Annotated in this window: 14 protein-coding genes; 12 read left to right on the forward strand and 2 right to left on the reverse strand. The window is 72.9% G+C overall.

What is annotated here, in order from left to right; all coding sequences use genetic code 11:
- Positions 1-232 precede the first annotated feature (232 nt).
- Together ileS and ACY34I_RS31015 are read left to right on the forward strand one after the other, a co-directional pair.
- A complete protein-coding gene (ileS, locus tag ACY34I_RS31010) occupies positions 233-3,379 on the forward strand; it encodes an isoleucine--tRNA ligase (protein WP_462758661.1) in 3,147 nt (1,048 codons plus the stop codon).
- 133 nt (positions 3,380-3,512) lie between these two features.
- On the forward strand, positions 3,513-4,214 hold the full coding sequence (locus ACY34I_RS31015; protein ID WP_462758663.1) for a lysophospholipid acyltransferase family protein: 702 nt from the start codon (positions 3,513-3,515) through the stop codon (positions 4,212-4,214).
- A gap of 9 nt (positions 4,215-4,223) precedes the next feature.
- Here ACY34I_RS31015 and ACY34I_RS31020 read toward each other — a convergent pair whose 3' ends face one another.
- Together ACY34I_RS31020 and ACY34I_RS31025 are read right to left on the reverse strand one after the other, a co-directional pair.
- Positions 4,224-5,693 carry a cryptochrome/photolyase family protein gene (locus ACY34I_RS31020; RefSeq protein ID WP_462758665.1) on the reverse strand — a complete coding sequence of 490 codons (1,470 nt, stop codon included), beginning with the start codon at positions 5,691-5,693 and terminating at the stop codon, positions 4,224-4,226.
- Positions 5,694-5,776: 83 nt separating this feature from the next.
- A complete protein-coding gene (locus ACY34I_RS31025; RefSeq protein WP_462758667.1) occupies positions 5,777-7,534 on the reverse strand; it encodes a hypothetical protein in 1,758 nt (585 codons plus the stop codon).
- Between the two features lie 202 nt (positions 7,535-7,736).
- Here ACY34I_RS31025 and ACY34I_RS31030 point away from each other — a divergent pair, with 202 nt between their 5' ends.
- The 10 genes from ACY34I_RS31030 to ACY34I_RS31075 all read left to right on the forward strand — a co-directional run bounded on the left by ACY34I_RS31030 (position 7,737) and on the right by ACY34I_RS31075 (position 20,320).
- Complete coding sequence (locus ACY34I_RS31030) at positions 7,737-9,722, forward strand: TIGR03960 family B12-binding radical SAM protein (protein ID WP_462758669.1); 1,986 nt, start codon at positions 7,737-7,739, stop codon at positions 9,720-9,722.
- 178 nt (positions 9,723-9,900) lie between these two features.
- The gene (locus tag ACY34I_RS31035) at positions 9,901-10,344 is read left to right on the forward strand and encodes a hypothetical protein (protein ID WP_462758671.1); all 444 of its coding nucleotides are present in this window, start codon (positions 9,901-9,903) and stop codon (positions 10,342-10,344) included.
- A 13-nt stretch (positions 10,345-10,357) separates the two neighbouring features.
- Entirely contained in the window at positions 10,358-11,770 is a 1,413-nt protein-coding gene (locus ACY34I_RS31040) for a hypothetical protein (protein WP_462758673.1), read from the forward strand.
- 10 nt (positions 11,771-11,780) lie between these two features.
- Positions 11,781-13,190: a type VII secretion-associated serine protease mycosin gene (gene mycP / locus ACY34I_RS31045; protein ID WP_462758675.1), complete on the forward strand. Its 1,410-nt coding sequence runs from the start codon at positions 11,781-11,783 to the stop codon at positions 13,188-13,190.
- 275 nt (positions 13,191-13,465) lie between these two features.
- On the forward strand, positions 13,466-14,185 hold the full coding sequence (locus ACY34I_RS31050) for a TIGR03936 family radical SAM-associated protein (protein ID WP_462758710.1): 720 nt from the start codon (positions 13,466-13,468) through the stop codon (positions 14,183-14,185).
- Between the two features lie 129 nt (positions 14,186-14,314).
- On the forward strand, positions 14,315-17,344 hold the full coding sequence (locus ACY34I_RS31055) for an Rne/Rng family ribonuclease (protein ID WP_462758677.1): 3,030 nt from the start codon (positions 14,315-14,317) through the stop codon (positions 17,342-17,344).
- Between the two features lie 318 nt (positions 17,345-17,662).
- Entirely contained in the window at positions 17,663-17,977 is a 315-nt protein-coding gene (rplU, locus tag ACY34I_RS31060; protein ID WP_073838296.1) for a 50S ribosomal protein L21, read from the forward strand.
- 11 nt (positions 17,978-17,988) lie between these two features.
- Complete coding sequence (gene rpmA, locus ACY34I_RS31065; protein ID WP_073838295.1) at positions 17,989-18,243, forward strand: 50S ribosomal protein L27; 255 nt, start codon at positions 17,989-17,991, stop codon at positions 18,241-18,243.
- An 89-nt stretch (positions 18,244-18,332) separates the two neighbouring features.
- Entirely contained in the window at positions 18,333-19,793 is a 1,461-nt protein-coding gene (obgE, locus tag ACY34I_RS31070) for a GTPase ObgE (protein ID WP_462758680.1), read from the forward strand.
- A 77-nt stretch (positions 19,794-19,870) separates the two neighbouring features.
- Entirely contained in the window at positions 19,871-20,320 is a 450-nt protein-coding gene (locus ACY34I_RS31075) for a GNAT family N-acetyltransferase (RefSeq protein WP_462758682.1), read from the forward strand.
- Positions 20,321-20,343 lie beyond the last annotated feature (23 nt).

The following is a 20,343-nucleotide window of genomic DNA, read 5'->3' on the forward strand; positions in this document are numbered from 1 at the left end:
ACGACCCGGCCATCACCGGCGAGCCTCCGGAAGAACAGCCGGGTGACCGGCCCAGTAGAACCGGACGGGACCGGCCCGTCACAGCCGGCCAACGAGCGGGCGGTCGCACCTTGACCGCCAAGCGGGGTGGTACCGCGGGCCTGACCCGGGGCGCCGGTGACGGCGTACCGGAAGGGCTCGTCCTCGCAGACCCACACGACGAGTGAGCTGCTGCTGAGGAGAGCGACCCCCGATGGCCTATCCGTTGCACGACCCGACCGCCGCCGGCGTCCCGGCGAGCCCGGACCTGCCCGCGGTGGAGCGCCGGGTCCTGGAGCACTGGACGGCCGACAAGACCTTCGAGGCCTCGGTGGAAGCCCGTGACGCGGGCGAGAACGGGGCCAACGAGTACGTCTTCTACGACGGCCCGCCGTTCGCCAACGGCCTGCCGCACTACGGCCACCTGTTCACCGGCTACGTCAAGGACGTGGTGCCGCGCTACCAGACCATGCGCGGCCGCCGGGTGGAGCGGCGCTTCGGCTGGGACTGCCACGGCCTGCCGGCCGAGGTGGTGGCCGAGAAGCAGCTGGGCATCACCAGCAAGGCGGAGATCCTCGACCTGGGCGTGGCCCGGTTCAACGAGGCGTGCCGCGCCTCGGTGCTGGAGTTCACCCAGGACTGGGAGCGGTACGTCACCCGGCAGGCCCGGTGGGTGGACTTCGCCAACGACTACAAGACGCTCGACCTGGACTACATGGAGAGCGTCATGTGGGCCTTCAAGACCCTGCACGACAAGGGTCTGGTCTACGAGGGCTTCCGGGTGCTGGCGTACTGCTGGCGGTGCGAGACGCCGCTGTCGAACACCGAGACCCGGATGGACGACGTCTACAAGGACCGGCACGACCCGACCGTGTCGGTCTGGTTCGAGCTGACCCCCGACGAGGGCGCGCCGGAGCTGCTGCGCGGGCCGGTGCGGCTGGGCGTCTGGACCACCACGCCGTGGACCCTGCCGTCGAACCTGGCGCTCGCCGTCGGCCCCGACATCGAGTACGCGGTGCTGGAGCGCGACGGCGTGCGGTACGTCGTCGGCGCCGCCCGGCTGGGCGCGTACGCCAAGGAGCTGGAGGGGTACGAGCAGGTCGGCACGGTGTCCGGGCGCGACCTGGTCGGCCGCCGGTACGTCCCGCTCTACGACTTCCTGGTCGAGCAGGCCGGGCCGAACGCGTACCAGGTGCTCGGCGCGGAGTTCGTCACCACCGAGGACGGCACCGGGATCGTCCACCTGGCCCCGGCCTTCGGTGAGGACGACCAGAACGTCTGCAACGCGGCCGGCATCCCGACCATCGTCACGGTGGACGACCACACGCGGTTCACCGCGCTGGTCCCGCCCTACCAGGGCGAGCAGGTCTTCGACGTGAACAAGTCGGTGATCCGGGAGCTGAAGGAACGGGGGGTGCTGCTCCGGCAGGACACCTACACCCACTCGTACCCGCACTGCTGGCGCTGCGACACCCCGCTGGTCTACAAGGCGGTGTCGTCGTGGTTCGTGGCGGTGACCCAGTTCAAGGACCGGATGGTCGAGCTCAACCAGCAGATCAACTGGACGCCGGGGCACATCAAGGACGGCTCGTTCGGCAAGTGGCTGGCCAACGCCCGCGACTGGTCGATCAGCCGGAACCGGTTCTGGGGCTCGCCGATCCCGGTGTGGAAGTCCGACGACCCGAACTACCCGCGGGTCGACGTGTACGGGTCGCTGGCCGACCTCGAGCGGGACTTCGGCGTACGCCTGAGCGACCTGCACCGGCCGGCGGTGGACGAGCTGGTCCGCCCCAACCCGGACGACCCCACGGGGAAGTCGATGATGCGCCGGGTGCCGGAGGTGCTGGACTGCTGGTTCGAGTCCGGGTCGATGCCGTTCGCCCAGGTGCACTACCCGTTCGAGAACCGCGAGTGGTTCGAGCACCACTACCCGGGCGACTTCATCGTCGAATACATCGGACAGACCCGCGGCTGGTTCTACACCATGCACGTGCTGGCCACCGCGCTGTTCGACCGGCCGGCGTTCCGCAACTGCCTCAGCCACGGCATCCTGCTCGGCTCGGACGGGCGCAAGATGTCCAAGAGCCTGCGCAACTACCCGGACGTCTACCACGTCTTCGACTCGTACGGGTCGGACGCGATGCGCTGGATGCTGATGTCCTCGCCGGTGCTGCGCGGCGGCGACATGGCGGTCACCGAGTCGGGCATCCGGGACGCCGTGCGCCAGGTGCTGCTGCCGCTGTGGAACGTCTGGTACTTCTTCTCGCTCTACGCCAACGCCGAGGGCCACACCGCCCGACGCCGCACCGACTCGACGCACCTGCTCGACCGGTACGTGCTGGCGAAGACGAACGAGCTGGTGTCGACGGTGCAGGCGCAGCTGGACGCGTACGACATCTCCGGCGCCTGCGCCACCGTCCGGTCCTACCTGGACGCGCTCACCAACTGGTACGTGCGCCGCTCGCGGGACCGGTTCTGGTCCGGTGACGCGGAGGCGTTCGACACGCTGTGGACGGTGCTGGAGACGCTCTGCCGGGTGCTGGCACCGCTGGCGCCGCTGACCGCCGAGGAGATCTGGCGCGGCCTCACCGGCGAGCGGTCGGTGCACCTGACCGACTGGCCGGCGGCGGCGGAGTTCCCGGCCGACCACGAGCTGGTGACCGCGATGGACGCCACCCGGGCGGTCGCCTCGGCGGCACTGTCGCTGCGCAAGGCCAAGGGGCTGCGGGTGCGGCTGCCGCTGTCGCGGCTGACCGTGGCCTCGCCGCGGGCGGACCAGCTGCGGCCCTTCGCCGACCTGGTCGCCGACGAGGTGAACGTCAAGCACGTGGAGTTCACCGACGAGGTGTCCGCGTACTGCCAGCAGGTGCTGACCGTGGTGCCCCGGGCGCTCGGCCCGCGGGTGGGCAAGGCGGTCCAGCAGGTGATCAAGGCGGTCAAGGCGGGGGAGTGGGAGCTGGTCGACGGCGCCCCGGTCGCCGCCGGGATCACCCTCGACGAGGGCGAGTACGAGCTGCGCCTGGTCGCCGCCGACGTCGAGCACTCCGCGCCGCTGCCCGGCGGCGAGGGCGTGGTCGTGCTGGACACCGAGGTCACCCCGGAGTTGGCCGCCGAGGGGTTGGCCCGGGACGTGGTCCGGGTGATCCAGCAGGCCCGCCGGGACGCCGACCTGGACGTCTCGGACCGGATCGTGGTGGCGCTGTCGGCGTCCGAGGAGGTGCGCGCGGCGGTGTCCGCGTACACCGACTTCGTGGCCCGGGAGGTGCTGGCCGACACGGTCGACTTCGCCGAGGGGATCGAGGGCTTCGCCGGCGAGGTCGGCGAGGGCGAGTGGGTGACGGTCGCCGTGCGGCGGGTATGACCTCCTGATGGTGGTGGTCCGGCGGGCCGAGGTTCGCCGGGCCACCACCGGGGCGGCCGGCCACCCGATCGGGCCGGCGTGGAGCCGTCCGCTACCGTGACACCGCCTGTCCCGTACGACCGCCGGAGGACCCGTGCCGCTGCTCTACACCATCGGCAAGCTCGTCGTGGGCCCCACGCTCCGGCTGGCTTTCCGTCCGACCGTGGAGGGGCTGGAGCACATCCCGGCGACCGGCGGCGCGATTTTCGCGGGCAACCACCTCTCCGTCGCCGACGAGCTCTTCCTCGGCACCGTGGTGCCCCGCCACCTGGCCTTCTGGGCCAAGTCCGAATACTTCAAGGGCACCGGCGTGAAGGGGCGGTTCTCCAAGTTCGTGCTCACCGGCCTGGGTGCCATCCCGGTCGAGCGGGCCGGCGGGCGGGCCGCGCTCTCCGCGTTCGACGCGGCCATTCCCGCGCTGAAGGCCGGGGACCTGGTCGCCGTCTACCCGGAGGGCACCCGCTCCCCGGACGGGCGGCTCTATCGAGGGCGCACCGGGGCGGCCCGGCTGGCCGTGGCCGCCGGCGTGCCGATCATCCCGGTCGGCATGATCGGCACCGACAAGGCCCAGCCGATCGGGGCCCGGGTGCCCCGGCCGCGAAAGGCCGAGATCATCGTGCGGTTCGGCAAGCCGCTGGACTTCACCGGCCGGTCGGACGACCGGACCTCGCTGCGCGCGATGACCGACGAGATGATGAGCGAGATCCAGAAGCTCACCGGCCAGGAGTACGTGCCCCGCTACGCCCCGCCCCGCGCGCACCCGCCGGTCAGCGGCGAGCCGCCGGTCGCGTCCTGACTCCGGCCGTCACGGCGGGTCGCTGCCGCGCCGCCGCTCCTGGGCGACCACGGCGTCCAGGTCGCCGAGGCGTTCCAGCTGCTTCATGGTCCGGGCCAGCCGGGCGTTGGCCGGGATCCGGGGGCGGTTGGTGGACAGGAACGCCCAGTAGCCCGCGGTGAACGGGCACGCCGTCTCGCCGAGCCGCTGCCTCGGGTCGTAGCGGCAGTCGCCGCAGTAGTCGCTCATCCGGTTGATGTACGCGCCCCCGGAGACGTACGGCCTGGTGGTCATCCGGGCCAGGTCGGCGTACTGGCTCACGCCGACCACGTTTCCGGTCATCACCCACTCGTAGCCGTCCACGAACCGGGTGTGGAACCACTCGACCAGCTCCGCCGGGCGCCAGCCGCGCTGCAGCGCGTAGTTGCCGAGCACCATCAGCCGCGGAGTGTGGTGCACCCAGCCCCGGTCCCGGACGCCGGCGAGCACGTCGGAGAGGCAGTGCGCGTCGACCACGTCGGCGTCCAGCTCCTGCCACCAGCCCGGCAGCGACCGCCGGGCGGCCAACGCGTTGCTGTTGCGCCAACCCGGCTCGACGTACCAGTAGGTGTGCCAGATGTAGTCCCGCCAGCCCATGAGCTGCCGGATGAAGCCCTCCGCGCTGGCCAGCGGCGCGGCCTCCCCGCGGTACGCCTGCTCGGCGCCCCGGACCGCCTCCATCGGATCCAGCAGGCCGAGGTTGAACGCGGCGGACAGCATGCTGTGCGCCAGCCACGGGTCGGAAGCGAGCATGGCGTCCTCGTACCGGCCGAACGCGGCGAGGCGGTGCCGGAGGAAGTGCCGCAGCCGGGCCTTCGCCTCCTTGACGGTGGCCGGGAAGCGGCGCGGGCCGTCCCGGCCGACGAACCGGATGCCCTCCCGCTCCCAGCGGTCCAGGTCGGCCCGGACCTCCGCGTCGATGTCGTCCTCGCTGGGCATCGGCGGGGGCGGCACGTCCCGCCTGCCGTCCTTCGGTGGCGGCTCGCGCTTCTCCGGGTCCAGGCTCCACCGGCCGCCCACCGGGTCGCCGCCCGCCATGAGCACCCCGTGCCGCTCCCGGGCGAAGCGGTAGAACGCCTCCATCCGCAGCGTGCCCCGCCGGCCGTCGGCCCAGTCCGCGAAGTCCGCCATGCTGGTCACGTACCCCCGGGCCGGCAGCACGGTGACCCGGTCCAGGCCGCGGACGAACTGCAGCGCCCGCCGCGAGGTCGGGTGACACACCTCCAGCGGCTCGCGGACCCTCCTGAGCGCCTGCCCGTACGTCTCGGCGCGCAGGAAGATCGCCTGGTCGCCCAGTTCGGCGGCGCGGTGCCGCAGCGCGGAGAGGATCAGGTGGGCCTTCTGCCGGTGGTGGACGCGACGCCGGAAGACCGCCTTCGACTCGATCAGCAGGACCGGTTGCTGCCGGTCGTCGAGGAAGTGCGAACCCAACTGGTCGGCGAAGAGCCAACGCCGCGACATGTCCTGATTGTGAGTCAACCACCCGTTATGGGCGGAGTGACGCGAGGGGCTTTATGTGATCGATACCTTGCGCAGGGTGGCGCTCAGGACTGCTTCGGGGTCACCACCTGCTGGCGCAGGTCATTCAGCAGGCGGCCGCTGTCCGTCAGCGAGAGCCGGGTGAAGACGCCGGTGGTCAGGCTGCCGTGGTCGACCGAGGTGCACACCACCACCGCGTCGCCGTCCGCCCGGCCGACCGCGCAGCGCTCGTACCGGCCCCGGACACCGGTCTCCACCGCTTCGGCGTCGCCCAGCGCGTACCGCTCCCGGAGGCGGTCGATCTCGGCGTCGGCGTCCGCCTCGGGACTCAGCCGAAACCCGGTGCCGCCGAAGAGGGTCACCCGCTTGCCGTCGTTCGTGGTGTAGATCCCGGCGAAGGTGTCCTCGGCGAGCAGGTGCGCCTGGCGTACCTCGGTCTTCAGCTCCTCGGCGGCGGCCTGGCTGCGCTGGTCCTGCCGCAGCCGTAGGTCGGCCATCCGGTCCGGCAGGGTCGCGCTCGCCGGGTACTGGGCGGAGAGCGGCTGGGCCCACCAGATGGGCACGCCGCAGCAGCAGGCGACGGTGAGCAGCAGCACCCAGGGCCAGCGGCGTCGGCGGCGGACCGGGACGGCCACGTACCCCTTGGGGGGCTGGAACCCGGGCGGCGGCGCGACGGGCGGGGGCGCCGGGCGGCGGCGCTGCTTCGGTGGCCGCGGCGGCGCGGGCCGGGGTGGCGACACCGGGGCGGGCGACGGCACCGGGCGGGCGGCGACGGGCGGGGGCAGGGCGGCCGGCGGGTGCGCGATCGGTGAGTGCGCGGCGTGCCGGTGGGCGACAGGCGGGTGGGCGGCCGGCGGGTGCGGGGCGTGCGGGTGGGCGGCCGGCGGCGGGCCGGCCGGCGCCGGGTAGGGCAGCGTCGGCGGCAGCGCGGGGAAGTCGGCCGAGTGCAGGTCCCAGCCGGTGGTGTCCACCCCCTCCCAGGGATCGACCGGGACCAGGTGCTCGGGGGAGTCCACCGGCGGCAGCGGGGTGGGCTCGGCGGACTCGCCCCAGGACCGCTTGCGCGGCGGCGGGGGCGGCACCGGCGCGGACCCGCTCCACCGGGGCGCGGGCGGCTCGACGCGCGTCTCCACCCGGGTCGGGTCCGGTCGGCCCGCCACCCGGGTCGGGTCCGGCTGCTCCGCCTCCCGCGCCGGCTCGGGGCGATCCGTCTCCGCTGCGGGGTCGAGGCGGCCCGGGACCGCAGCCGAGCCGGCCGCGCGGCCCGGGACGGTAGCGGAACCGGCCGGGCGGATGGGGACGGCGGCCGAGCCGCGGGCCGGGGTGACCGGCGGCTCGGCGCCTGCCCCTTCCTGGTCGGGCGCCGCCTCGGTGCGCTCCTCGGCGGGCTCCGGCACGGCCGTCTCCGTGCCGGTGATCTGTCGGTCGACCGGCTGGGGCGGGACGGTCTCGGTGCCGGCGGTCTGGTGTTCGCCGGGCTCGGGCGCGGGGATCTCCGTGCCCGGCGTTTCGTCGTCGACCGGATCGGTCAGGGCGGGTCCGGCGGGTGCGGCAGCGGTCGCCTCGTGCGGCGTGCTCGGCGAACCGCTGCCGTCGACCTCCGCGCCGTCCGGCTCCGCGCTGTCGGTGGTCGGGGCGGTCCCGGTCGGCTCCTCGTCGGGGGTGCCGTCGTCCGGGGTCGGCGTCGTCGCCGCGTCCGAGCCGGTGGCCGGGGTGGCCGGCGGTACGGGGGCGCGGCTCGGCTCGTCGGTGCCCGGATCCCGGGCCGTGGCCGGGGTGCCCCCGTCGGCCGGACGGTCCGTGTCCGGCAGCGGCTCCGGCATCGCGGCATCTCCTCTCGCGCCGTTGCGAGGTTAGTACCGGCGTGCCACCGCCGCCGAATCCGCTCGTCGGCCCGTCACCTTGCCGATCTTGGACAGTTACCGTGCGCCGCGGCCGGAAACTGTCCAAGATCCAGAAGGGTGGCCGGCGGCCTGCTGCGGTGCGGCGCGGTGGTGGGTGGGGCACCGCGTACCCTTGGGCATCATGAGTGCCCCGTCCACGACGCCGCATCCCGTCGCGGCCAATTCCGTGTGGCCCCGGCTGGAGCCGCTGCTGCCCCAGGTGACCAAGCCCATCCAGTACGTCGGTGGCGAGCTGGGTGCCGTGGTCAAGGACTGGGACGCGGCGACCGTCCGCTGGGCGCTGATGTATCCGGACGCGTACGAGGTGGGCCTGCCCAACCAGGGCGTGCAGATCCTCTACGAGGTGCTCAACGAGCTACCCGACGTGCTCGCCGAGCGGACCTACGCGGTCTGGCCGGACCTGGAGAAGCTGATGCGCGCCCACGGCGTGCCGCAGTTCACCGTCGACGCGCACCGCTCGGTGCGCGACTTCGACGTGTTCGGCGTCTCCTTCTCCACCGAGCTGGGCTACACCAACCTGCTCACCGCGATCGACCTGGCCGGCATCCCGCTGCTCGCCGCCGACCGCACCGACGCCGACCCGGTGATCGTGGCCGGCGGGCACGCCGCGTTCAACCCGGAGCCGATCGCCGACTTCGTCGACGCCGCGGTGCTCGGCGACGGCGAGGAGGCCGTACTCGAGATCACCGGGATCGTCCGGGAGTGGAAGGCCGAGGGCTGCCCGGGCGGGCGGGACGAGCTGCTGCTGCGGCTGGCCCGCACCGAGAGCGTCTACGTGCCGCGCTTCTACGACGTGGACTACCTGCCGGACGGCCGGATCCAGCGGGTCGTGCCGAACCGCCCCGACGTGCCGTTCCGGGTGCACAAGCGCACAACCATGGACCTGGACGCCTGGCCGTACCCGAAGAAGCCGCTGGTCCCGCTCGCCGAGACGGTCCACGAGCGGTACGCGGTGGAGATCTTCCGCGGCTGCACCCGGGGCTGCCGGTTCTGCCAGGCCGGCATGATCACCCGCCCGGTGCGGGAGCGCTCGATCACCACGGTCGGCCAGATGGTGCAGCAGGGGCTGGAGTTCTCCGGCTTCCACGAGGTGGGCCTGCTGTCGCTGTCGTCGGCCGACCACTCCGAGATCGGTGACATGTGCTCCGGCCTGGCCCAGCAGTACGAGGGCACCAACGTCTCGCTGTCGCTGCCGTCGACCCGGGTGGACGCGTTCAACATCGACCTGGCGCAGGAGCTGTCCCGCAACGGCCGGCGTACCGGTCTGACCTTCGCCCCCGAGGGCGGGTCCGAGCGGATCCGCAAGGTGATCAACAAGATGGTGTCGGAGGAGGACCTCATCCGCACCGTGGTCACCGCGTACACGAACGGCTGGCGGCAGGTGAAGCTCTACTTCATGTGCGGCCTGCCCACGGAGACCGACGACGACGTGCTGCAGATCGCCCGGATGGCCCACGAGGTGATCAAGGCCGGCCGGGCGGCGACCGGGTCCAAGGACATCCGCTGCACGGTCTCCATCGGCGGGTTCGTGCCGAAGCCGCACACCCCGTTCCAGTGGGCGGCCATGGAGCGGCCGGAGGTCATCGACGCCCGGCTCAAGCTGCTCAAGCAGGCGATCAACGCGGACCGCTCGCTGGGCCGGGCGATCGGCTTCCGCTACCACGACGGCGAGCCGTCGCTGATCGAGGGCCTGCTGTCCCGGGGTGACCGCCGGGTCGGCGCGGTGATCCGCAGGGTCTGGGAGAACGGCGGCCGGTTCGACGGCTGGAGCGAGCACTTCTCGTACCAGCGCTGGGTGGACGCCGCCGCCGAGGTGCTGCCGACCTTCGGGGTGGACCTCGACTGGTACACCACCCGGGAGCGCGACGAGCTGGAGGTCCTGCCCTGGGACCACCTGGACTCGGGCCTGGACAAGGACTGGCTCTGGCAGGACTGGCAGGACGCCCTGTCCGAGTACGAGCAGGACGACTGCCGGTGGACCCCGTGCTTCGACTGCGGGGTCTGCCCGGCCATGGACACCGAGATCCAGATCGGCCCGACCGGGAAGAAGCTGCTGCCGCTGACCCCGGTCAACGGCTTGAAGGTGCCGACCAGCGCGCGGCAGTAGCGCGATCGGCGCGTCCGAAGGGCGGGAACCGCACGGTTCCCGCCCTTCGCCGTTTCCCGGACGGGGCGCCGGTTGACGGTACGGTGACGCGGGGTGGGGGTGCCTCGATTGGTCGCCACTCGATACGCTGCGTCCGACATAGACCGATCGGCGGGTCGGCAACGGGGAGGACAGCAGCATGGGTGACATCAGGCCGCCGGACACCGGTGACCTCAAGGTCAGCGTCGAGGACCTGGATGCCGCGGCGGAGTACGTCGAGCGTCTGAAGCAGTACATCGACGACACCATCAGCTACGAGATGGAACGCATCAAGGAGCGGATGAAGGGCGACAGCAACAATGCGCAGACCGTGCCGAACGGCACCCCCTTCGGCGCGTATGAGGACGCCCGCATGCAGTGGCAGGCGTTGACCCGGTCGACGGCCAACATGGAGGCTCACCTCAAGCAGCTCTCCTCGAAGCTCGCCGGGCTCAAGAAGGGCACCGAGGACATCGTGAAGGCGTTCCGCGACGTCGAGGCGCGCAACGCCGCCAACGGTAAGCAGATCGAGCGGATGCTGGAGTCCGCGGCGCAACCGCCGGCGACGGGTACGCAGCCGCCCACCTACCCGTACACGGCCTGAGGGGGAGACGGTCATGGCTGGAGGAACCTGGGAGCGGTGCGTCCGCGAGGTGACGCTGTCGGCGGACCCGGAGACGGTCGGCTCGGTGGGCGTGGGGTGGAAGAACCTCTCCACCGAGCTGGGCTACCTACGGGACGCGCTGGTCGGGCGCTCGTTCGTCGGTCCGATCGCGGCAGGCCAGGAGCGCCCGCACGTCGACGGTCTGCCCGCCATGCTCGCCGGCTGGAAGGGCAGCGGCGGTGACGCGTACCGGGAGCACCTGGGCGAGATCGGCAAGGACATCGAAGAGCTGATCACCCACGCGAGCAACGTCAGCGGGGCGCTGTCCCGGATCGAGGGCGACATCCGCACGGCGGTGGCCAGCATCCCGATCCCGTTGATGGACGACTTCGGGTGGAACGAGTGGAGCCTGCCGAACGGCACCGAGCTCGACGACGCCCGCGACGGCGAGAGCGCCTCGGGCTTCCTCGCCGCGCTGCGCAAGGACTATCAGAGCAACTCGGCCTCGTACGCCGACGGCGCGTTCCGCGACAAGGCCGACGACCTGGAAGCGACGATGAAGATCGACGGCCAGGCCAACGACAACAAGCGGGGCGGCTGGTGGGACACCAAGTCCCACCTGGACAACTGGTACAACGACAATCAGAAGGCGGCGAACTCGGCGATGTCGCCGCTGCCCACCGCGGTGGAGACCGAGCGGCCCAAGCTGGTCGTGCCGGCACCGGACGGCAGCCAGATCGACCCCAATATCGAGCGTGAGCCGCCCAAGACGGTGCCGCCCGGTGGCGGCGGCGACAAGACGGGTGTCGGCTCCGATTTCGGTGGCCGGACCCCGTCCATCGGCAGCACCGGCATCGGTACCGGTACCGGTCGCCCCTACAGCAGCGACCCCACGTCCATCTCGCCGCCGTCCACCGATACGAACTTCGGCCACAGCGACCCCGGCCGCACGGACTCCTACACGCCACCCACCACCGGTTCCAGGTACCCGGGGAGCGACCACGACTACGGCACCGGCCTGGCCGGCGCCGGCAACCCCACCACGGTCAGCCCCGGGTACGGCGGTGGTCCCGGCCTCGGCGGCGGCCCCGGGCTCGGCGGAGGCGGCGGTGGGATCAGCTCGGCCGGCGGCCCCGGCGGCGGCGGTGTCGGCGCGGCCGGCGGGATGATGGGCGGCATCCCCGGCATGGTCGGTGGCGGTAACGGCAAGGTGCCGCCGATGACCAGCGCGGCCAGCGCGCTGCGCAACGCGGCCGGCGCTGCAGGCCTGCGGGGCGGCGGCGCCGGGATGATGGGTGGCGGCATGATGGGCGGCCACGGCGCCGGTGGGCACGGCGGCACGGGCTCGGAGCACTCGTCGTGGTTGACTGAGGACGACGATCCGTGGGGCACCGGTGACGCCGCATCCCCGGGCATCCTGCGGTGAGGACGGACGGATGAGGTTGAACGTCGGCGCGCTTCGGCCGGTCGCGGCCGGCCTGCTGGCCGGGCTCATGGTGCTGGCAGCGGCCCAACCGGCGGCGGCCGGCTCGCGGCGGGAACAACAGTGGTACCTCGACACGCTGCGGATCGAGGCGGTGCACAAGGTTTCCACTGGTCGGGGCGTGGTGGTGGCGGTCGTGGATACCGGCGTCGAGGCCAACCACCCGGATCTTGCCGGGCAGGTGCTCGCGGGCGGGCGCAGTGACGGTGGGCGAGGCGACGGACGCGCGGACGAGGACGGCCATGGCACCCACATAGCGGGCATCATCGCGGCCACCGGGGCCAACCGGGACGGCGTGCTCGGCATCGCGCCCGATGCCCGGATCCTGCCGATCAAGACGCGGCAGGGTGCCGGCAACGCCGACCGGGAGGCCGTGGCCCTTGGGATCCGGCTGGCGGCGGACCGTGGCGCGAAGGTCATCAACGTCTCGTACAGCGGCGGGGGCGCCACTGCGGCGGAGACCGAAGCTGTCGCCTACGCGCTGTCGAAGGATGCCGTGGTCGTGGCGGGTGTCGGTAACGTCGCCCAGACCGGCCCCGATGTCGGGTCACCAGCGAACGTTCCCGGCGTGATCGCAGTGGTGGGGTACGACCAGCAGGGCACGTTCTGGGGCGGGTCGGCGCAGGGGCCGGAGGCAGTGGTGGCCGCACCCGCAGTTCGCATCTTCAACACCGTGAACTCCGTCGACGGCCAGCCCGGGTACGGCTGGGGTGACGGCACCTCGGACGCCACCGCGATCGTCTCCGGCATCGCGGCGCTGATCCGGTCGAAGTACCCGGACCTCGACGCGCCCAACGTGATCAACCGGATCATCCGCACCGTGCGGGACGCTGGACCGGCCGGCCGCGACCCGCAGTACGGCTTCGGGCGGATCGACCCGGCCGCCGCGCTGACCGCGGACGTGCCGGCCGTCTCCGCGAACCCGCTGCTCGAGCCGGCCGCCGCGGCCAGCCAGCCGCCTGGTCAGGCGGCCGAGGACGACAACTTCGACGTGACCAAGTACGGCGACCGGGGCGGCCCCACCGACCAGCAGGTGATGGTGATCGGCATCGGCATTGCCGTGGTGCTGGTGGTCCTGCTGGCGCTGGCGGTCTTCCTGATCTGGAACCGTCGCCGGTACCGGCGCGACGCGGCCCGCGCCGCCGCCGTCCCGGACGACCTGCTCGACGGGGTCCCGCCCGGCGGCGGATACGCCCCGCCCGTTCCGGCCGGCTACCACCCGCCGGGTGCGCCGCCCGCCCCGGGCTACCCGGCGCCGGGTAGCAACCCTGCCCCGGGTGGCTACGCCCCGCCCCCCGGCCACGTCCCGCCACCGGGACCGCCGGGGACGTACCCGCCGCCCGGGGGCGGTAACCGGTCCTGATCGCCGCCGCCGTCGGCGCGCCGGCCCTCGTCGTCGTGGCCGGCCGGGTGACCTGCGCGTCACCGGCCGGCCACCGGCGTCTGCGGCGTGGGCGGTAAGGGGTCGCCTGACCGGTTCGGACCGGCTTTCCGGACTCCTCCGGCCGCCCCGGCTGTGTACCGTCTCCGGCACTGCGCCAGGATGGGACGGACACGCAGGCAGCACCCGAGGAGTTCACGATCGCCAGAAAGCCTCAACCCGAGGGCGGCCAGGCGCCGGTCGTCCAGCGGGTCCGGATCCGGTATGCCAAGCGCGGGCCGCTGCGATTCACCTCGCACCGGGACTTCGCCCGGGCCTTCGAGCGGGCGCTGCGCCGGGCCGGCGTACCGATCGCCTTCTCCCAGGGCTTCACCCCGCACCCGAAGATCTCGTACGCCTCCGCCGCGCCGACCGGCGTCGCCAGCGAGGCCGAGTACCTGGAGATCGGCCTGCGCGAGCCGGTCGACCCGGAGCAGCTGCGGATCGCCCTGGACGCCGCGCTCTCGCCCGGGCTCGACGTGCTCGACGCGGTGGAGGCCGCCGGCGGCAGCCTGCCCGACCGGATCGAGGCGTCGCACTGGCGGATCGAGCTGCCCGAGGTCGACCCGGCCGTGTTGGAGCGGGCGGTGGCGGCCTTCACCGCCGCCGGGGAGATCCAGGTCGAGCGGATGACCAAGCAGGGCCGGCGGACCTTCGACGCGCGGGCGGCCGTCATCAGCATCGATGTGCTGCCCCCGTCCGAGACGCCTTCCGGGGCGATGGCCGTACCGTGTGCGATACTCGAAGTGGTCGTACGGCAGGTCACCCCGTCCGTACGGCCCGATGACGTCCTTTCCGGCCTCCGCGTGGTGGCCGACCTGGAGCCGCCGGTCTCGCCGAGGGTGATCCGGCTGGCACAGGGCACGCTGACCGCGCAGGGCGAGATCGTCGATCCGTTGGATGCGGATCGCGACGGGGCAGCCATCGGAGAGCGCTGACCGACGGTCAGCGCTCTGGCAGGCAGACTTCGGCGGTCGCGCACCTGCGCCCGGCGGAAACACCTTTTGCGGCGACCCTGCGTGGCAGCGCTCACCCGCGCCCGGGGTAGCCAGAACTGGAGAACGTCCATGCTCGAGAACGAGCCCGAGGGCGGCGAACGGACCGGTTCGGAACCGGCCGAGGCAACCGCCAACAGCACCGACAGCACTCCCGAGGCCAAGCCGGCGCGCAAGCGGACCAGCCGGCGCAAGGCCGCCCCGCTCAACCAGCCGGAGCAGACCGACGCGCCCGCCGAGGCGCCCACCAGTGCCGGCACCACCAGCGGGGAGGCCCCGCAGGCCGAGGTCTTCGCCCCGGTCGCCGGGGAACAGGACACCGCGCCCAAGACCACCCGGCGGCGCCGCAAGGCGACCAGTGCGAAGGCGGTCGAGGAGCCGACGGTCGCCACCGGCGTGGAGGGGACCTCCGACGAGGTCGTCCCGCCGGTCAAGGTGACCCGTAGCCGGCGGCGGAAGGCCACGCCGCCGCCCGCCGAGACGATCGAGGAGTCGGCCACCGAGGCGCCCGCCGAGGCCGCAGCCGCCGAGCCTGAGGCCGCGGCCGAGCCGCAGGCGGAGGAGGGTGGCGAGCAGGCCGAGCCCTCCGCCGCCGCCACGCCGGCCGAGGAGGAGATCGCGGAGGAGACCGAGGAAGAGGAGACCACGACCCGGGAGCGCGCCGCCGCGCCCACCCCGACCGTCGAGGGCGTGGCCGAGGTGTCGCCGGCCACCGAGGCGACCCTGGCCCGCGCCGGTGGGCCGGAGGATCGGACCGGCGAGATCGCACCGGGCGCCGCCGTACCGGGGCCCGCCGAGGAACCCGTCGAGGAGCCGGCACCGACCACCCGTCGCCGCCGGGCCGCGCTGTCCGCGCCGACCGTCCTGTTCATGGCGCCGCAGCCCGAGGAGGCACCGGTCGTCCGGCCGCCCGCGCCGGCCGTCGAGGAGCCGGCCGAGGAGCCGGTGGAGACCGGCCGGCGACGCCGGCGGGGCCGCCGCGAGGCGGAGCCGGTCGAGGTCGAGGTCGAGGCCGAGGAGGAGCCGACCGCCGAGGCCGAGGAACCCGCCGAGGCGGAGGAGGACGAGGAGGAGACGGCCGCTGGCCGTCGCCGCCGCCGTCGAGGCCGCCGCGGCCGGGGCCGGGGCAAGGGCGGCGTGGAGGACCTCGAGGAGGACGAGGCCGAGGAGGCGGTCCACGCCGAGAGCGCCGAGGCCGAGGCGGACGAAGCCGAGGAGGAGGAGGCCGAGGGCGACGGGATGACCCGGCGCCGGCGCCGCCGGCGCCGCCGGGGCGCGGGCGACGTCGAGGTCGCCGCCGAGGACGGCGTCCCCACGGTCGTCAAGATCCGCGAGCCGCGCCGGCCCGTCGACGAGGTGCAGGGCGTCTCCGGCTCGACCCGGCTGGAGGCCAAGCGGCAGCGCCGCCGGGACGGCCGGGAGCAGCGGCGTACCCGGCCGCCGATCCTCAGCGAGTCGGAGTTCCTGGCCCGCCGGGAGGCGGTCGACCGGGTGATGGCGGTCCGCCAGCGCGGCGACCGGACCCAGATCGCCGTCCTCGAGGACGGCGTGCTGGTCGAGCACTACGTCACCCGCAACTCCTCCGGCACCATGGCCGGCAACGTCTACCTGGGCAAGGTGCAGAACGTCCTGCCCAGCATGGAGGCGGCCTTCGTCGACATCGGGCGGGGTCGCAACGCGGTGCTCTACGCCGGCGAGGTCAACTGGGACACCACCGGCCTGGAGGGCCGGGCCCGCTCGATCGAGCAGGCGCTCAAGTCCGGCGACTCGGTGCTGGTGCAGGTCACCAAGGACCCGATCGGGCACAAGGGCGCCCGGCTGACCAGCCACATCGCGCTCTCCGGCCGGCACCTGGTGTATGTGCCCAACGGCAACGCCTCGGGCATCAGCCGGAAGCTGCCGGACACCGAGCGCAAGCGGCTGCGGGACATCCTCAAGAAGCTGGTGCCGGACGGCGCCGGGGTGATCGTGCGGACCGCCGCCGAGGGCGCCAGCGAGGACGAGCTGGCCCGCGACGTCAAGCGGCTCCAGGCGCAGTGGGAGGACATCCAGGCCAAGGCGGCCGAGGGCGGCGCCCCGGTGCTGCTCTACGAGGAGCCGGACCTGGTCATCCGGGTGGTCCGGGACCTGTTCAACGAGGACTTCCGCGAGCTGGTCATCGAGGGTGAGCAGTCGTACGACATGGTCGAGTCGTACCTGTCGCACGTCTCGCCGGACTTGGTCGCCCGGCTGCGCCGGCACGCCGGCACCACCGACGTCTTCGCCGAGTACCGGATCGACGAGCAGATCCTCAAGGGGCTGGACCGCAAGGTCTTCCTCCCCTCCGGCGGGTCGCTGGTGATCGACCGGACCGAGGCGATGACCGTCATCGACGTCAACACCGGCAAGTACACCGGCTCCGGGGGCAACCTGGAGGAGACGGTCACCCGCAACAACCTGGAGGCGGCCGAGGAGATCGTGCGCCAGCTGCGGCTGCGTGACCTCGGCGGCATCGTGGTCATCGACTTCATCGACATGGTCCTGGAGTCGAACCGGGAGCTGGTGCTGCGCCGGCTCACCGAGTGCCTGGGCCGGGACCGGACCAAGCACCAGGTCACCGAGATCACCTCGCTGGGCCTGGTCCAGATGACCCGCAAGCGGATCGGCGCCGGCCTGCTGGAGGCGTTCAGCGAGACCTGCGAGTGCTGCAAGGGCCGCGGCGTGATCATCCACACCGAGCCGGTGCCGGAGAAGCCGCGCGGCGGTGCGGGGGAGAAGGTCAAGGCGGTCGCCTCGGCCGTCACCACCCCGGCCATCGAGGAGAAGGGTGGGCCGTCCCGGCGCCGGGGCCGCAAGGCCGCGCCGGAGAAGACCGTCGCCGAGGTGACCGACGCCCAGGCGGACGCCGACTACCACGACACGATGGGCTACGACCTGTCCCGGTACGAGACCGAGACGCCGGCCGCCCCGGCCGTGGCGGACAGCCAGGAGGGCGATTCGGCCCGGCTGGCCGCGCCGGACGACCCGGACGCGCTCGGCGAGGGCGAGGAGGAGAGCCCCGAGACCGGCCTCGGCCGGCGGCGCTCCCGGCGGGGCGGTGCGCGGCGGCGTACCCGGCCGTGAGGCGCTGACCAGCGTGGCGTTTGACGGGGCCCCTTCTCCGGCGACAGAGCCCGGGGGAGGGGCCTCGTCGTATCCGTCGGCCCCTTCGCCGACGGCGTCGCGGGCGGGAAGTGACCCCCACCGGCACCGGCGACGCGCAGTTCCGCGGGTTGACCGGTGGCCCGGTTTGGGTGGCGGGCCTGGTATGGCGTACGCTTGCCTGCGGCGCACTTTGGTGTGCCGAGTTCCCGCGTGCCCGCGCCGCCGGTGTCACAGCTACCCGGCGAGTCGCCGTGGGAACGACCGCCAGCAGCCTCAACGACAGGGAGTCCGCCTCCGATGTACGCGATCGTCAAGACCGGCGGCAAGCAGTACAAGGTCGCCGAGGGCGACGTGATCGAGGTCGAGAAGCTCGCCGGTGTCCCCGGCGACGCGGTGAAGCTCACCGCGGTGCTCCTCGTCGACGGTGACGACCTGGTGACCGACGCGGCGCAGCTTGCCAAGGTCGCGGTGTCCGGCGAGATCGCCGCGCACACCAAGGGCCCGAAGATCCGGATCCACAAGTTCAAGAACAAGACCGGCTACCACAAGCGCCAGGGTCACCGCCAGCCGCTGACCCAGGTCAAGGTGACCGGCATCTCCAGCGGGAAGTAGGTCGTCCTCCAATGGCTCACAAAAAGGGTGCGTCCAGCTCGCGTAACGGTCGCGACTCCGCGGCCCAGCGGCTCGGCGTGAAGCGCTTCGGTGGTCAGGTCGTCAACGCCGGCGAGATCATCATCCGCCAGCGGGGCACCAAGTTCCACCCCGGTGACCTGGTCGGCCGCGGTGGCGACGACACGCTGTTCGCGCTGGCCGCCGGTGCGGTCCAGTTCGGCACCAAGCGCGGTCGCAAGACCGTCAGCATCGTGCCGCAGCAGTAGTTCGCAGGCGTTGCGGGCCGTGGACCTCGAGTCCCGGCCCGCTTCGCTTTTTCAGGTGCGGGGTGGGCCCCGCTGGAAGGATTGGCGTCGTGACGACGTTCGTTGACCGGGTCGTCCTGCATCTGCAGGCCGGCGACGGCGGGCACGGCTGTGTCTCGATCCACCGGGAGAAGTTCAAGCCCTTCGGTGGCCCGGACGGCGGCAACGGCGGGCACGGCGGCAGCGTGTCGCTGGTCGTCGACCCGCAGGTGACCACGCTGCTCGACTTCCACTTCCGGCCGCACCAGAAGGCCGAGAACGGCAAGGGCGGCGCCGGCTCGAACCGGGACGGCGCCAACGGCCGGGACCTGGTGATCAAGGTGCCGAACGGCACCGTGGTGCAGACCTCGGACGGCGAGGTGCTGGCCGACCTGGTCGGCGTGGGGACCACCTTCGAGGCGGCCCGGGGCGGCCGGGGCGGCCGGGGCAACGCCTCGCTGGCCAACGCCCGGCGCAAGGCCCCCGGTTTCGCCGAGCTGGGTGAGCCCGGCGACCGGCTGGACGTGGTGCTGGAGCTGAAGAGCGTCGCCGACGTCGGCCTGGTCGGCTTCCCGTCCGCCGGCAAGTCCTCGCTGATCTCGGTGATCTCCGCCGCCAAGCCGAAGATCGCCGACTACCCGTTCACCACCCTGGTCCCCAACCTGGGCGTGGTACGGGTGGACAACCACACCTTCACCGTCGCCGACGTGCCGGGCCTGATCCCCGGGGCGGCCACCGGCAAGGGGTTGGGTCTGGAGTTCCTCCGCCACGTCGAGCGCTGCGCCGTGCTGGTGCACGTGGTCGACACCGCGACGCTGGAGCCCGGCCGGGACCCCCTCGCGGACATCGACACCATCGAGGCCGAGCTGACCGAGTACGGCGGGCTTGCCGACCGGCCCCGGCTCGTCGCGCTCAACAAGGTCGACGTGCCGGACGGGCGGGACCTCGCCGAGATCGTCCGGCCCGACCTGGAGGCACGCGGTTTCCGGGTGTTCGAGATCTCCAGCGCCACCCGGGAGGGGCTCAAGGAGCTCACGTACGCGATGGCCGAGCTGGTCGAGCAGGCCCGCAGCGCGGCGCCGCCGGCCGAGCCCACCCGGATCGTGATCCGCCCCAAGGCGGTCGACGACGCCGGCTTCACCATCGAGGCGGAGGAGGACGGCTCGTTCACCGTCCGGGGCAACCGGCCGGAGCGCTGGGTCAAGCAGACCAACTTCGACAACGACGAGGCGGTGGGCTACCTGGCCGACCGGCTGGCCCGGCTGGGCGTCGAGGAGAAGCTGGCCAAGGCCGGCGCCCAGGCCGGCGACCTGGTCCGCATCGGCGAGCGGGAGTTCGACTGGCAGCCCACCCTCTATGCCGGGGTGGACTTCACCCCGAGCGTCCGTGGTGCCGACATCCGGCTGGAGGAGAAGCCGACCCGCGTGCCGGCCGCCGAGCGGCTGGCCGCCCGTAAGGCGCGGCGGCAGCGGCCCGCCGACGAGATCGAGGCGGCGGCGCAGGACGCGGACGACGACGAGGACTGGGCGTAGCGAGTGGTCCCTTTCCGTCCGTGATCGGGTCGTTGGCCGGAAACCTCCGCGAAAACCGGCCGACCTACCGTTCGGGGGTGCTGATCGAATCCCGCCCCGCCACGGACCCCGAGCTCGCCGCCCTGGTCACCGCGCAGCAGCGCGAGCTGCGCGAGGCCGACGGCGGCCTGGACGGCCAGGCGACCGTCACCCACGACGACGGGTGCTACCTGGTCGTGGTCGACGGCGGGCGGGCGATCGCCTGCGGAGGGATCCAGGCCCTCGACGCCGGGACCGGCGAGCTGCAGCGGATGTACGTGCGGCCCGCGTACCGGGGGCGGGGCATCGCCCGGCAGCTCCTGGCCGCCCTGGAGGAGTTGGCCTTCCGGCAGGGGCACACCACGCTGTGCCTGAAGACCGGCACGTACCTCCCGGCCGCCATCGGCCTCTACCGGTCCTGCGGCTACCAGCCCATCCCGGTGTACGGGGAGCACGGCCACCACCCGTACCGCGTCTGCTTCGCCAAGCGCCTGCCGGTGGCCGTCTGACGGCGGCCCGGCCCGGGCAGTGG

The sequence above is a fragment of the Micromonospora sp. RTBAU3-60 genome, assembly GCF_054963695.1.